This window comes from Nonomuraea sp. NPDC049158, from assembly GCF_040648335.1.
In the GTDB taxonomy this organism is placed as follows: domain Bacteria; phylum Actinomycetota; class Actinomycetes; order Streptosporangiales; family Streptosporangiaceae; genus Nonomuraea.
The window spans coordinates 473,862-487,153 of sequence record NZ_JBEZDM010000004.1 but is presented as its reverse complement, the minus strand read 5'-3'; the positions used below and the strand labels follow the sequence as shown (position 1 = coordinate 487,153).

13 protein-coding genes are annotated in these 13,292 nt (G+C 69.4%); 7 read left to right on the top strand and 6 right to left on the bottom strand.

Going from position 1 to position 13,292, the window contains the following annotated elements; genetic code table 11:
- Positions 1 to 172: 172 nt before the first annotated feature.
- From AB0B61_RS12615 to AB0B61_RS12600, 4 genes are read left to right on the top strand one after another with little or no spacing between them, the layout of a single operon-like run.
- Positions 173 to 1,462, top strand: a complete 1,290-nt coding sequence (locus tag AB0B61_RS12615) for an alpha-glucosidase/alpha-galactosidase (RefSeq protein WP_358431337.1) — start codon at positions 173 to 175, stop codon at positions 1,460 to 1,462.
- A gap of 32 nt (positions 1,463 to 1,494) precedes the next feature.
- Positions 1,495 to 2,781, top strand: a complete 1,287-nt coding sequence (locus tag AB0B61_RS12610; RefSeq protein WP_358431336.1) for an ABC transporter substrate-binding protein — start codon at positions 1,495 to 1,497, stop codon at positions 2,779 to 2,781.
- Positions 2,778 to 3,710, top strand: coding sequence for a sugar ABC transporter permease (locus AB0B61_RS12605; protein WP_358431335.1), 933 nt, complete (start codon positions 2,778 to 2,780; stop codon positions 3,708 to 3,710). The genes AB0B61_RS12610 and AB0B61_RS12605 overlap by 4 nt, the downstream gene beginning before the upstream one ends.
- 26 nt (positions 3,711 to 3,736) lie before the next feature.
- The gene (locus tag AB0B61_RS12600; protein ID WP_358431334.1) at positions 3,737 to 4,555 is read left to right on the top strand and encodes a carbohydrate ABC transporter permease; all 819 of its coding nucleotides are present in this window, start codon (positions 3,737 to 3,739) and stop codon (positions 4,553 to 4,555) included.
- Positions 4,556 to 4,633: 78 nt separating this feature from the next.
- On the opposite strand, the gene AB0B61_RS12595 is transcribed toward AB0B61_RS12600, so the two are convergent.
- Both AB0B61_RS12595 and AB0B61_RS12590 read right to left on the bottom strand, forming a co-directional pair.
- Positions 4,634 to 5,461 carry an SMP-30/gluconolactonase/LRE family protein gene (locus tag AB0B61_RS12595; RefSeq protein ID WP_358431333.1) on the bottom strand — a complete coding sequence of 276 codons (828 nt, stop codon included), beginning with the start codon at positions 5,459 to 5,461 and terminating at the stop codon, positions 4,634 to 4,636.
- 84 nt (positions 5,462 to 5,545) lie between these two features.
- The gene (locus AB0B61_RS12590; RefSeq protein ID WP_358431332.1) at positions 5,546 to 6,304 is read right to left on the bottom strand and encodes an IclR family transcriptional regulator; all 759 of its coding nucleotides are present in this window, start codon (positions 6,302 to 6,304) and stop codon (positions 5,546 to 5,548) included.
- A gap of 142 nt (positions 6,305 to 6,446) precedes the next feature.
- Between AB0B61_RS12590 and AB0B61_RS12585 the strand changes: the two genes are divergently transcribed.
- Positions 6,447 to 7,304, top strand: a complete 858-nt coding sequence (locus AB0B61_RS12585; RefSeq protein ID WP_358431331.1) for an alpha/beta hydrolase — start codon at positions 6,447 to 6,449, stop codon at positions 7,302 to 7,304.
- Here the strand turns inward: AB0B61_RS12585 and AB0B61_RS12580 are convergent.
- A complete protein-coding gene (locus tag AB0B61_RS12580; protein ID WP_358431329.1) occupies positions 7,297 to 8,394 on the bottom strand; it encodes a sialidase family protein in 1,098 nt (365 codons plus the stop codon). The genes AB0B61_RS12585 and AB0B61_RS12580 overlap by 8 nt on opposite strands.
- 187 nt (positions 8,395 to 8,581) lie before the next feature.
- Here AB0B61_RS12580 and AB0B61_RS12575 point away from each other — a divergent pair, with 187 nt between their 5' ends.
- Both AB0B61_RS12575 and AB0B61_RS12570 read left to right on the top strand, forming a co-directional pair.
- The gene (locus AB0B61_RS12575; protein WP_358431327.1) at positions 8,582 to 9,412 is read left to right on the top strand and encodes a sulfotransferase; all 831 of its coding nucleotides are present in this window, start codon (positions 8,582 to 8,584) and stop codon (positions 9,410 to 9,412) included.
- Complete coding sequence (locus tag AB0B61_RS12570) at positions 9,409 to 10,581, top strand: glycosyltransferase family 4 protein (RefSeq protein WP_358431326.1); 1,173 nt, start codon at positions 9,409 to 9,411, stop codon at positions 10,579 to 10,581. The genes AB0B61_RS12575 and AB0B61_RS12570 overlap by 4 nt, the downstream gene beginning before the upstream one ends.
- On the opposite strand, the gene AB0B61_RS12565 is transcribed toward AB0B61_RS12570, so the two are convergent.
- The 3 genes from AB0B61_RS12565 to AB0B61_RS12555 form a co-directional block, all read right to left on the bottom strand.
- The gene (locus AB0B61_RS12565; protein ID WP_358431324.1) at positions 10,578 to 10,982 is read right to left on the bottom strand and encodes a DUF1992 domain-containing protein; all 405 of its coding nucleotides are present in this window, start codon (positions 10,980 to 10,982) and stop codon (positions 10,578 to 10,580) included. The genes AB0B61_RS12570 and AB0B61_RS12565 overlap by 4 nt on opposite strands.
- 15 nt (positions 10,983 to 10,997) lie before the next feature.
- Positions 10,998 to 11,879, bottom strand: coding sequence for a dihydropteroate synthase (gene folP / locus AB0B61_RS12560; RefSeq protein ID WP_358431323.1), 882 nt, complete (start codon positions 11,877 to 11,879; stop codon positions 10,998 to 11,000).
- Between the two features lie 120 nt (positions 11,880 to 11,999).
- Positions 12,000 to 13,289: a transposase gene (locus AB0B61_RS12555; protein WP_358431322.1), complete on the bottom strand. Its 1,290-nt coding sequence runs from the start codon at positions 13,287 to 13,289 to the stop codon at positions 12,000 to 12,002.
- Between the last annotated feature and the right edge of the window lie 3 nt (positions 13,290 to 13,292).

Sequence of the window (13,292 nt, the reverse complement as noted above, 5' to 3'; positions counted from 1 at the left end):
ATCTTGTCTCGACGTCGAGAATTCCTCACAAAAGGCGTGTAACGCCGACCAGGCCGTTCCCTCAGCACTTTCCGTCTAGCGGAACGCTAGTCTGTATCGTGGATGCGTGGCTATACTCACCGCACGCCGCGGGCCGCCCCGCCCGCCGTGGTCTGTGGAGGGAAAGAGCCCGATGGCACGCATCGTCTTCATCGGCGCCGGCAGCGTCGAATTCACCAAAAACGTCCTCTCCGACATCCTCACGTTCCCCGAACTGGGGGACTCGACCTTGGTCCTCCATGACATCAACCCCGAGCGGCTCGCCACCGCCGCGGCCATGGCCGAGTGGATGGTCGCCGCGCTCGGCCTCGGCGCCAAGGTGGAGGCCCACCTCGACCGCCGCGCCGCCGTGGACGGCGCCGACTACGTCATCAACGAGATCGCGGTCGGCGGGCACGCCGCGACCCGCGTGGACTTCGAGATCCCGCGCCGCTACGGCCTGCGCCAGACGATCGCCGACACCCTCGGGATCGGCGGCATCTTCCGCGCGCTCCGTACGATCCCGGTCATGGTCGGGCTCGGGAACGACCTGGCCGAGCTGGCACCGGACTCCCTGCTGCTCAACTACACCAACCCGATGGCGATGATCCCCCGGGCCGTCTACCAGGGCACCGCCTTCAAGCGGGTCGTCGGGCTCTGCCACTCCGTGCGCGACACCCAGGCCCGCCTCGCCTCGCTCGTGGGCGTACCCGAGGACGAGGTCTCTTTCGTCACGGCCGGGGCCAACCACCAGGCGTTCGTGCTGCGGTTCGAGCACCAGGGCCGGGACCTGTACCCGGCGCTCGACGACGTGATCGCCCGGGATCCCGACCTGCGCAGGACCGTGCGGGTGGAGATGTACCGCCGCTTCGGTTACTTTCCCACCGAGTCGAGCGAGCACGGCTCGGAGTACCTGCCCTGGTTCCTCCATCATGACGACCAGGTGGCGCACTTCCGCATACCGGTGGACATCTACCTGCGCTGGTCGGAGGAGAACCTCGACACCTACGAGGAGACCAAGCGGCGCCTGGCGGCCGGCGAGGGCGTGGAGATCGAGCCCGCGATGGAGCTGGCCTCCGAGGTCATCCACTCGATCGAGACCGGCACCCGCAGGGTGGTCCACGGCAACGTGCGCAACGACGGGCTGATCGGTAACCTGCCGCCGGACGCCTGCGTCGAGGTGCCCTGCCTGGTCGACCGGTCGGGGATGCGCCCGACCCGAATCGGCGACCTGCCGCCCCAGCTCGCCGCGCTCAACCAGACGTTCCTGAACGTGGGCGACCTGACGGTGCGGGCGGCGCTCGAAGGCCGCCGCGAGCACGTCTACCACGCGGCCATGCTCGACCCGAACGCCGCCGCCACGCTCACCCTCCAGCAGATCCACGACCTCGTGGACGAGATGATCGCCGCCCACGGCGACCTCCTTCCCGAGGGCGTGCGATGAGGCGCGCCCTGACTGTTTCCCAAGGCCGTCCGATGAGGCGCGTTCTGGCCACCGTCACGGGCCTCGCCCTGCTCGCGACCGGCTGCGGTTCGGCGGCCGGGAGCGAGCAGGCGGGCGGCCCGGTACGGATCACCGTCTGGGACGGCCAGTCGGACGCCGCCGCCAAGTCGATCGCGAAGCTGGTGGCCCAGTTCAACCAGGCCCATCCGGACATCAAGGTGAGCCTCGAGTCCGGGGCCGCGACCGCCGACGGCATGCTGCCCAAGCTCACCGCCGCGCTCACCTCCGACGCCTATCCCGACATCGCCTACCTCTACGGCTCCTGGGCGCCCAACCTGGCCAGGAACCCGAAGACGGCCGACCTCACGCAGTACGCCAAGGATCCGGCCGTCGGCTGGGCGGACTTCTGGGCCAGCGAGCGGGAGGCGGCCACCGTCGAGGGCAAGGTCATCGGCTTCCCGGCGGTGGTCGACAACATGGTGGTCCTGTACAACAAGAAGCTGCTGGCCAAGGCCGGGGTCGAGGCGCCGAAGCCCGACTGGACCTGGGACGACTTCCGGGCGATCGCCAAGAAGACCACCGACGCCGGGACGGGCACCTTCGGCACCACCTGGGCGATCAGCGGCGGCGAGGAGGCCGTCTGGGGCCTGTGGCCGCTGGTCTGGCAGGCGGGCGGCGACGTGCTCTCCCCCGACCGCAAGAAGGCCGTCTTCAACTCCGCCGCCGGACAGCAGGCGCTCGGCCTGCTGCGCGGCATGGCCATCGACGACAAGTCCCTCTACCTGGACTCCAGCCCGGCCGAGAAGGGCCAGAAGCTCTTCGAATCCGGCCGGCTCGGCATGTTCCTGGCCGGTCCGTGGGTGCTGCCCGACCTGCAGGCCGCCAAGGTCGACTACGGAGTCGCCCAGCTCCCCGGTACGAACGGCAACCACGAGACGGTCTCGGGGCCCGACAACTGGGTGGTGTTCAAGCACGACGACCGGCGAGTCAAGGCCGCCGCCACGTTCCTGACCTGGCTGACCGCGGCCGAGCAGCAGTTGGAGTGGATGAAGGACACCGGCTCGCTGCCCATCCGTGAGTCGATCACCAAGCTGCCCGGCTACCAGGACTACCTCACGAAATATCCGGGCATCGAGGTGATCTCCACCAATCTGGCCAACGCCAAGCGGGTCAGACCGCCGACGACCAGATATCCGCGGGTGTCGGCGTTCGTGGCCGAGGCCATCGCGCAGACCCTGCTCGGCAAGTCCGATCCCAAGACGGCCCTGGACGAGGCCGCCGCCAAGGCCGACGCGGCGCTCGCCGTACCGGGATCGTGAACAGCACCGCGCCGGCCCTGGGCCGGGCCGCCGTCGGCCACCGGCAGCGGCGCGACCGCCGCAGACTCGCCGACAACGTCGCCGGCTGGACCTTCGCCGGCCCCGCCTCGCTGATCATCCTCGGCTTCTCCCTGGTCCCGATGGTGTGGGCGCTCGCGCTGTCCTTCACCGACTCCGACCTGCAGACGCCGGGGCGGAACGTGGGGCTGGCCAACTACCGGGCGCTGCTGGAGGACCCCGTCTTCTTCCAGGCGTTGCGCAACACCGGGCTGCTCGTCGTGCTCTACATCCCGGCGTCGCTGATCGCCGGCCTGCTCGTGGCGGTGCTGCTGAACAGGAAGGTACGCGGGATCGGCTTCTACCGGACCTGCTTCCTGGTGCCCTACATCGCCTCGGCGACCTCGGCCGGGCTGCTCATGGGCTACATCTTCGACCGGGACTTCGGGCTGATGAACGGGCTGTTCGTCAAGCTCGGACTGCCGATGCAGGGGTTGCTGAGCAGCCCTTCGCAGGCCATGTTCGTGCTCACCCTGATCTTCTTCTGGACCCGGTTCGGCTTCGCGGTGGTGATCTATCTGGCCGCGATCCAGGAGATCAGCAAGGAGATCCTGGAGGCCGCCTCGATCGACGGGGCGAGCAGGTGGACCACGTTCCGGCACATCATCGTGCCGTCCGTACGGCCGATGACGCTCTTCCTCACGGTCTGGGGCGTGATCGACGCGCTGCAGTTCTTCGACCTGGTCATGACCACGACCAAGGGCGGCCCGGCGAACGCGACCGTGACGATCGTCTACTACATCTGGCAGCTCGCCTTCACCTACTTCACCGCCGGCTACGGCGCGGCCGTGGCGTACGTCCTGTTCGTCGGCACCCTCGTGCTGATCATCGGCGGCTTCTTGATCGCGCGCAGGAAGGGAGCCATGGCGTGAAGAGGCATGGCCTGAAGGGGCATGGCGTGAAGAGGCTGCGTCTGCCCAGCAAGTGGCATCTGGTGCTCCTGCCGATGTCCGTGGTGACCGTGCTGCCGTTCGTCTGGATGATCCTCAGCTCGGTGATGACCCAGGGCGAGCTCAACCGGTTCCCGCCGCCGTTCTGGCCGGAGGGCATCGACCTGGGCGGCTACCGTACGGTGCTCAACGGCTCGAACTTCCCGCGCTGGTTCCTCAACAGCGTGATCGTGTCCGGCGCCATCGTGCTGGCCCAGCTGGCGCTCTGCAGCCTGGCGGGCTACGCGTTCGCCAGGATCAGGTTCACCGGCTCCAGGATCACGCTGGTCCTGGTCATCGCCACCGCGCTGATCCCCTTCCAGCTCACGGTGATCCCCACCTTCCTGATCTTCAACAAGGTCGGGCTGACCGACACGCTCGGCGCGCTCATCGTGCCGCAGCTCAGCTCGGCGGTCGGCATCTTCCTGATGACCTCGTTCTTCCAGTCCTTCCCGAGGGAACTGGAGGAGGCCGCGCGGATCGACGGCTGCTCGCGGTACGGGGTGTTCTTCAAGGTGGTGCTGCCGGTGGCGCGGCCCGCGCTGGCCGCGCTGGCGGTCATCACGTTCATCACCGCCTGGAATGATCTGTTCTGGCCGGTGGTGGCGATCAACTCGGACGCCAACTACACCGTGCAGGTGGGGTTGACGTCGTTCCAGGGGCAGCATCGGGCCGACTGGCCGGCGATCATGGCGGGCACGGTGCTGACGACGCTGCCGGTGCTGGGCGTGTTCCTGTTCGGCCAGCGCCGGTTCGTCCAGGCGCTGACCGGCGCGGTCAAGGGCTGATCGGGGCGGTCACGGCTGACCAGCGCGGGGCTGATCGGGGCGGTCACGGGCCGACCAACGCGGGGGCTGAGGTCGCGGTCACGGGTTCAGGTCGCGGTAAGGGTTGGCGGGCAGGCCGGTGAACCGGGTGCGGCGCTGCCACAGCTCCCCGCCGGTCCGGCCGTCCCAGGCGGTGGTGACGTACAGGATGTCGAGGTCGTGACCGCCGAAGGCGCAGCTCGTCACGTTGGTGGCGGGCACCTCCACCGTCAGGTCGAGCTGCCCGTCCGGCCGTAGCCGGACCACCTTCCCGCCGCCCCACAGCGCCACCCACACGTGCCCCGACGCGTCGACCGTGAGGCCGTCGGGGCTCGGGAGCACCGCGAACAGCCGGCGGTCCGCGACCTGGCCGGTCGCCGGGTCGTAGTCGAAGACGTCGACCCGGTCCGTGAGCGTGTCCACGTAGTAGAGCAGCCGCTCGTCGGGGCTCCACCCGATGCCGTTGGAGATCGAGACGCCGTCGAAAATCCGCTCGACGCGGCGGTCAGGGTCGAGGCGGTAGAGCGAGCCCGCGCCGGGGGTGTCGTCCTGCGCCATGGTCCCGGCGAAGAATCGGCCCGCGCGATCGCACGCGCCGTCGTTCATCCGGTTCCCGGGCGGTTCGGCCGCCGTCACGGGTCCAACGACCGTCAGCTCTCCATCGTGTACGGCGAAACCGTCCCTGACGGCGAGCGCCAGCCCGCCGGAGCCACGCGGAACCGCCACGCCCACCGGCTGCCCCACGTCGATCGACTCGTGCGAGCCGTCGGCGGGGTCGAGCCGGTGCACCAGGCCCGCGGGGATGTCCACCCAGAGCAGCGTCCCCGTCCGCTCGTCCCAGCACGGCCCCTCACCCAGCCGCGCGTGCGGTACGGGTACGACCTCCATCGCCACTCTCCTTGTTCCGTATGTCAGAACGGCATTCCGGTATGAATGTCAGGAGATCACCCGAAAGATCGCGCTGTCAACCGATCAGCCCTGCTCCGCGACCGCCCGCCGCAGGTTGTGGCCCACCTCTTCCATCCGGGCCGGTGACATCCTGTCCTTGATCGCGGTCACGCTCACCGCGGCGACGGGAGCCGTCCGTCCCAGGAAGACCGGGGCGGACACGCAGCGCACGCCGGGTTCGTTCTCCTCCATGTCGAGCGCGTAGCCGCGCTGCCGGACCTGGTCCAGGTGGGTGGCCAGCTTGGCCGGGTTCGTGATCGTGTTGCGGGTCCTGGTCGCGAGCGGGCCGTAGCGCTCCGCCCAGGCCTTGATCGCCTCGTCGGTCGGGTAGGTCCACGCCAGCAGCGCCTTGCCCACGCCCGTGCAGTGGGCCGCGTTGCGCCCGCCGACCACGGAGGTCATCGTGATGGACCGCACCGCCTCGACCTTGTCCAGGTAGACGACCTCGCCGCCGTCCAGCATGGCCATGTGCACGGTCTCGGCGAACTCCTCGCTCAGCCGCAGCAGCAACGGGCGCACCAGCGTGCGCAGGTCCATGGTCTCGTAGAACCTGAAGGCCGTGGCGAGCATCTCGGTGCCGAGAAAGTACGGCCCGCTGGGTTCCGGCTGCGCGGCGAAACCGCGATGCTTGAGGGCACCGAGCAGCCGGTGGAGCGAGCTCTTGGGCAGGCCGAGCCGGGTGGCCAGCTCGTCGAGCGTCACCCCTCGGCTGTGCTTGCCGATCTCCTGAAGGATCAGCAGGGCGCGGTCGACGCTGCCCACCGGCGACTGGGCCTCGGCCATGGATTCTCCTAGCGTATTCCGAATAATGGAATGCTATCGCGCACTGCGGAAACTTGGCTAGTCGCCACCTTCAACTCTTTACGGCATAAGCTATTGTGTGGATGATTGGTTTACAGCGTATGGAGTTAGAAGGAGATCCTTGATGACCGAGGCCAAACTGCACGACGGAAGCACGATCCACCTGGAGGTGCACGGCCAGGGCCCGACAGTGCTGCTGCCGGTCAACCCGGTGCCGATCGAAGGCGCCAAGGCCGACGACATGCGCAAATGGGGCGTCGACCCGGCGCTCGGCCGCAACCTCATCGACGGGCTGTCGGACGCGTTCAGGGTCGTCGCCTTCGACTACGAGGGCCACGTCCTGGCCACTCCCAAGCCGGACACGCTGACCCCGGCCAACATCGCCGCCGACCTGCTCGCCGTCGCCGACGCCGTGGACGCCGACCGGTTCGCCTATTACGGCTACTCGTGGCTCGCGCTCAGCGGGTTGCAGCTGGCGATCAGGACCGACCGGCTGTCGGCGCTCGTCATGGGCGGCTACCCGCCGCTCGGCGGACCGTACGCGGAGATGCTCAGCGTGACCATGGCCACCTACGAGATGTCCGGCCAGGACCCCGCCCCGCAGAAGACGCAGCCCAAGGCCGAGGGCACCAAGGCCGACGAGTACGACTGGGACTCCGCGGAGGTCACCATGACGGAGGCCCAGACCAGGCAGTTCGTCACCCTCTACGAGGGTCTGCAAGATTTCGACGACCGGGCGGCGCAGGCGAGCCTGAGCTGCCCGCGCCTGTGCTTCGCGGGCTCGGCCGACAAGATCGAGTACGGCGAGCGGTGGGGCGGCGTGGACGTGGACATCGCCGGGCCGATGGTCAACCGGCGGGCCGAGCTCGAATCGTTCGGCTGGGACGTGCGCGTGCTCGACGGCCTCGACCACATCCGGGCGATGCAGGTCGCCAACGTCCTGCCGATCCTGCGGCCCTGGCTCGAGAGCCGGATCAGGTGAGCTCGGCGATGGGGACGCGGCGGAAGGCGATGGTGGAGTAGGCGCTGGTGTCACCCGTCTCGTACAGCAGCCCGACCGTGTCCGCGTCCACCCTGACCAGGTCCGAGTAGGCCGCGGGCAGGCCCGACACCGTGTGCACGGGCCGCCACGTGACGCCGCCGTCCGCGCTGGCCCGTACCGTCATCACCGCCCTGGCGTCGGGCGTTCCGGGGGCGGAGAACAGCAGGACGTCCGGCGCCTCGCACTGCAGCACGCTGCCCTCCACGACCGGGCAGACCAGATCGGCCTGCGGGCGGAACGGCGCTTCGAGCGTCTGCCCGCCGTCGGCCGAGTAGGCGTCGGCCCGGTTGCCGGGGGCGGTGGAGTCGGTGCGGGAGTTGACGTAGAGGCGGCCGTCCGGCAGCTCGGTGGCCGTGGACTCGTTGATGTTGAGGTAACCGTCATTGTTGCCGTCGACGTATCCGATGCGCCATGAGGTGCCGCCGTCGTCGCTCAGCAGGCAGTGGCCGCCGTTGTACTTGCCCTCCGTGCCGTTGTCGCGACCGGTCGGAGGAACCGAGTGGTTGGCGGGGACGACGAGGCGGCCCGCGTGCGGCCCCTGCCGCAGCTCGACCGCGTGGCCGGGGCCGGTGGCGTACCAGCGCCACTCGGGCCGCTTCACGCTAGCGGTGATCTCGCGGGGCGCCGTCCAGGTGACGCCGTCGTCGTCGCTCGCCTGCACGTACACGCGGCGGCCGTCGGCGGCGGCGACCTGGCCGCGCCTGATCTTGTCCTCGGTGGCGGCGAGGCCGTTGCGCACGTACACCAGGACGATCCGGCCGTCGCGGGTCACGATGGGGGCCGGGTTGCCCGCGGTGCCCTTGTGCGGTTCGGAGGCGACCACGCGCGGCCCGACCCATGTGGCACCGCCGTCGGTCGACCTCTTGAGCACGATGTCGATATGGCCCGAGTCACTGGCCGAGCCGTGCCGCCCCTCGGCGAAGGCCAGGACCGTGCCGGCCTTGGTCACCACCGCCGCCGGGATGCGGAAGGTGTGGTAACCGTCGGTGCCCGCCCGGTAGGGCAGCGATGTGGGGTAGCCGTGCGCCATCGGGTTCCTCCTCGTCCGCCTGCGGATGCGACCCTATGGCGGGTACGCACGGTCGCCGGGCCCGCTCACTTGCCCGCCCGCAGGCGATCATCCACTGCTGCACCGGCGTTAACTCCCTCTTCACCTGACTCGCGCCGAGTGCCCGCTGCCAGCCAATTGCCAGGAACGCTGGGTAACCTCCAAGCGCATGACCTGGCAGCACAAGATCAACAAGGCGCTCGGCAAATATGCCGGCGTCCAGTTCTCGCGGGTCAGCAAGGCGGCTCCGGAGAGCCCGGCAAGGCCGCCTGCCGACCCCGCCGACAGGCTGTTGAGCGAGCCGGTGTTCATCCTGTCGCCCGTCAGATCGGGCTCCACCCTGCTGCGCGCGATGCTCGACGCCCACTCCCTGGTCCACGCCCCGCACGAGCTGCACGTACGCAGGCTCGGGGTCGAGTTCGGGACGTCACTGGCGGAACGGTCGATGGCGGCGCTCGGCCACAACCGGGCCGATCTGGAACACCTGCTCTGGGACCGGGTGCTCCACCGCGAGCTGGTCCGCAGCGGCAAGCGGCACATCGTGGACAAGACCCCGGCCAACGCCTTCGCCCACCGGCGCATCGCCACCTGCTGGCCCGACGCGCGCTTCGTCTTCCTGCTGCGCCACCCGGCCTCCATCGCCGCCTCCTGGCACGAGGCCGCCCCGGACAAACGCGACCGCGAAGCGGCGGCGGCCGACGCGTTGCGCTACATGAAGGCGGTCCAGCGGGCCAGGAAGGCGCACACCGGCCTGACCGTGCGCTACGAGGACCTGACCACCGACCCCGAGCGGGAGACGAGAGCCGTCTGCGAGTTCCTGGGCGTCCCCTGGGAGCGGGAAATGCTCGCGTACGGCCGGCCTGACGTGCTCACGAAGGGGCTCGGCGACTGGCGAGACAAGATCCGCTCCGGCAGCGTGCAGCCGGGCCGCGAATGTCCCACACCTGAGGAGGTGCCCGAGACGCTCCGGGCCATGTGCCGGAGCTGGGGATACTCATGAAGATCCGATATCTGCTGCTGCATGCCTATGGGCAGGGCGGGACGATCCGCACCGTCATCAACCAGGCCAACGCGATGGTCGCGCTCGGTCACGAGGTGGAGATCGCCAGTGCCGTACGACGGCGCGACAAGCCCCAGTTCCCCATCGATCCCCGCGTGACGCTGGTTCCGCTGGCCGACCAGCGCGCCGGTGTGCCGGTCGATTCGCTGGGCCGCAAGCTGTGGCGGAGGATGCGCGGCAAGATCGTGCCCTTCGGGGAGTTCGCCGCCGACTACTTCACCGAGCGGGTGGAGAAGGCGGTCATCGACTATGTCTCGCGCCTCGAAGGCGGCATCCTGGTCACGACCCGGCCCGCGCTCAACCTGATCGCCGCCCGCCGTACTCCCAAGAGCGTCGTCTGCGTCGCCCAGGACCACATGAACGTGAGCGCCTACCCCGAGACGATCACCCGGGACATCGCCCGCTACTACGGCCGCTTCGACGCGGTCGTCGTGCTGACCACGAAGAACCAGATCGAATACCGCATCCTGCTGCCTGACACGCCCATCGTGCGCATCCCCAACGCGCTGCACGGGTCGGGGCCGGTCTCCAAGCAGGTGAACCCGGTCGTGGTGGCGGCCGGACGGCTGGTCAAGCAGAAGGGCTTCGACCTGCTCATCCCGGCCTTCCAGCAGGCGGCGCGGCGGCATCCGGACTGGCGGCTGCGCGTGTACGGCGGCGGCCCCCGGAAGGCCGAGCTCAACGCGCTCATCACCGAGCTCGGCGTGGAGGACCGGGTGCAGTTGATGGGCCGTACGGACCGGCTGGAGGAGAAGCTGGCCGGAGCGTCGATCTATGCGCTCTCATCCCGCTTCGAGGGGCTGCCGATGGTGATGATCGAGGCGATGGGGCAAGGGCTGCCGATCGCCGCGTTCGACTGCCCCACCGGCCCGGCGGACGTGCTCACCCCGGGCAAGGACGGGCTGCTGGTGCCGGCCGGGGACGTCGCCGGGCTGGCGGACGCGCTCGACAAGCTGATGTCCGACAAGGCGCTGCGGACACGGATGGGGGCGGCGGCCAAGCGGACGGCCGCGAACTACCACCCCGACTCGGTGATGCCGCTGTGGGAGGACCTGTTCGCGGAGTTGCTGAGCCGCGAGCCGATCATCGACAGCTATTGGACCCGCTAGCGGCCCTGGTGGTCGCGCCACTCGGAGATGACGCGCTCGACGTCGTAGGGCATCAGGTTGAGCGGCGGGCCCTGCAGCCCGGTCCTGATCGCCTCGCGGATCCGTGCGTTGATCTCCTCGATGATCCGCCGCGCCTCGGTCTCCGACCTGGCCCCCACGGCCTCGGCGCGCGCCTCCTGCGCGTCCTTGCGCAGGGCGAGCGTCGGCGGCAGCGGCATCGACAGGCCCTCGCTGCGCACCTTCTGCTTGATCCACCACATCTCGTCGTACGGCTTGTCGAGATCGGGAAGAGGTTTGCCGGAGCCGGGAAGGTTGTCGAACTCGCCGCGCTCCGTCGCCTCACGGATCTGCCGGTCGATCCATGACTCGAAGCTCATCCCACCCGGTTTGCGCTCTGTCATCCGCGGCCCCTCTCCTCACCCAAGATTATGCCGGGGCGCGATCGGCGCTCTCCAGCCGAGTATGGCTTCGGTCATCCGCACGGCCGCGACCGTGGTGGGCACGTCGTGCACGCGGAGGATCCGGGCGCCCTTCAGGACGGCGGTCACGTTCGCGGCGATCGTGCCCTCCATCCGCTCGCGCTGCGGGCGATCGAGGGTCTCGCCGATGAAGTCCTTGTTCGACAGGGCGACCAGGGTCGGGTAGCCGATCGAGGTGATCTCGTCGAGCCTGCGCATGAGCTCCAGCGAATGGAAGGTGTTCTTGTTCAGGTCGTGGCCGGGGTCGATGATGATCCGCTCGGCGGGGATGCCGGAGTCGAGCACAAACCGGACCCGCTCGCGCAGGAAGTCGGCGACCTCCTTCACGACGTCGCCGTACGCCGGCCGGACGACCGCCTTTCCCGGGCCGCCGAGGCTGTGGGTCACGATCACGGTCGCGCCGCTCTCCGCCGCGACCGCGGCCATGCCGGGCTCGCGCAGGCCGTTGGTGTCGTTGATGACGTCGGCGCCGGCCGCCAGGGCCGCCTTCGCCACGTCGGCGCGGTGGGTGTCGACCGAGATGACGGCGTCCGTCACGTTGCGGATCCCGGCGATGACGGGGACCACCCGGTCGACCTCCTCGCCGACGCTGATGCCGTCCTGGTCGGCGCTGAACGCGAGTCCGCCGACGTCCACCCAGTCGGCGCCCGCCGCGACGGCGGCCTGGGCCGCCTCGACGGCCCGGTGGAGCTCGAACGTCCGGCCCTGGTCATGGAAGGAGTTGGGCGTCCTGTTGACGATCGCCATGATGGCCACCTGGCGCGCGAAGTCGAACTCGCGGCGGCCGATGCGCCGGACGGGGAAGAGGATGTCGCTCACGTTGATGCACTCTCCAGGAGATTCGCCCACCGATCGATGGACCCGTCGAACAGCCGGGCCACGAGCGCCACGTCCACGTCCATCCATCACCATCTCCCCAGTTTGAAGCGCTCCCCACGACTAAGGTCGGGGGATTTCAGCCGGCTCGGGCTCCGTCTGCGCGGTGGCCTGGGCTGCTGTTGCTTGGCGGTTGGCCTTCCGGCCCACGCGGTTGCGTGGTTTGCGCGCCCCAGCACGCGCACCCGGTCGGGGCTGTGCGTGCTCCGCCCTCCCGGCGGTGAGGATGTTCTTGGCGGCGTTCACGTCGGCGTGCTCGGTGTGTCCGCACAAGGTGCACCGAAAGACCGCTTGACTCTCGCGGGAGTTCCGATCCACCACCGTGCACACGTTGCACGTCTGACTCGTATACGCCGGATGGACAGTGATCACGCAGGTGCCCGTGTACCGGGCCTTGCTCCGGGTGGCCAGCTCGATCCGATGCCAGCCCTTGTCCAGGATGCTGCGGTTCAGGCCGGACTTGCTCGCGGCCCCGTTCGGCAGGAAAACGCCCGGCCGTTCGGGGTCGGGCCGGGGTGCGACGCTGGCGGTCATGTTTCTGGTCGCCAGCGCCTCGAACACCACCAGCTCAAAGCTCGTGGCCAGGACGCAGGCGGTCTTGGCGGCGAAGTCCTCCCGGCGTCGGCGGATCTTGCGCGCCAGGTCCGCGGCCCGTGCGGCGGCTCTCCTGCGCCGGGCCGATCCCTTGGCGGTCCGGGCGAAGTCCCGCTGGAGCTTCTTGGCGTGCTCGACCTCCCGATCCCGCGCGAACACCTGGTGATGGAAGCGCCCGTCCGAGCGGGTGACGACCTTGACCACGCCCCGGTCGATACCCACCCCGCTCGCGGGGCGGGCGTGTGTGGCCGGGGTGGTGAGCCCGTCCTCGACGAGAAAACTGACGTACCAGTGCTTGCCGTCCCGGCTGACGGTGGCGTTCTTGACCGTCCCGCCCAGCGGGCGGGTGATACGGAAGCGGACCCAGCCGAACTTGGGCAGCTTCGCCCGCGCCCAGCGCCGGTTCAACCGCTCGACTGCGATCTTGGCGCCTTCAGGAAACCGGAACGACGGCGGATTTCCGGCCTTGGACTTCCAGCGGACCCCCCACGTGCCGTGCCGGGAACACGCCTGATCCAGATCGATCAACGTCTGCTGAAGGCAGTGGCCGGGCACCTCGCCCAGCCACTCGAACTCCCGCTTGGCCTCGGCGAGCTGGCGGGCCTGGCCGTGGTAGCCGATGAACGCGCCGCGTCGCCGGTAGGTGCGGCGCTGCTCCAGCGCGGTGTTCCACACGCTGCGGCAGACCCCGCCGATCCGCTCGGCGAACTCCGCCTGGCCGGGAGTCAGATCCAGGCGGTACTTACGTCCGGTCAGCATCCG

Coding starts and splice junctions, on each gene's coding strand:
- AB0B61_RS12615 (WP_358431337.1), top strand. CDS start 173: ATGGCACGCATCGTCTTCATCGGCGCCGGCAGCGTCGAATTCACCAAA.
- AB0B61_RS12610 (WP_358431336.1), top strand. CDS start 1,495: ATGAGGCGCGTTCTGGCCACCGTCACGGGCCTCGCCCTGCTCGCGACC.
- AB0B61_RS12595 (WP_358431333.1), bottom strand. CDS start 5,461: ATGGAGGTCGTACCCGTACCGCACGCGCGGCTGGGTGAGGGGCCGTGC.
- AB0B61_RS12590 (WP_358431332.1), bottom strand. CDS start 6,304: ATGGCCGAGGCCCAGTCGCCGGTGGGCAGCGTCGACCGCGCCCTGCTG.
- AB0B61_RS12585 (WP_358431331.1), top strand. CDS start 6,447: ATGACCGAGGCCAAACTGCACGACGGAAGCACGATCCACCTGGAGGTG.
- AB0B61_RS12580 (WP_358431329.1), bottom strand. CDS start 8,394: ATGGCGCACGGCTACCCCACATCGCTGCCCTACCGGGCGGGCACCGAC.
- AB0B61_RS12575 (WP_358431327.1), top strand. CDS start 8,582: ATGACCTGGCAGCACAAGATCAACAAGGCGCTCGGCAAATATGCCGGC.
- AB0B61_RS12570 (WP_358431326.1), top strand. CDS start 9,409: ATGAAGATCCGATATCTGCTGCTGCATGCCTATGGGCAGGGCGGGACG.
- AB0B61_RS12565 (WP_358431324.1), bottom strand. CDS start 10,982: ATGACAGAGCGCAAACCGGGTGGGATGAGCTTCGAGTCATGGATCGAC.
- AB0B61_RS12555 (WP_358431322.1), bottom strand. CDS start 13,289: ATGCTGACCGGACGTAAGTACCGCCTGGATCTGACTCCCGGCCAGGCG.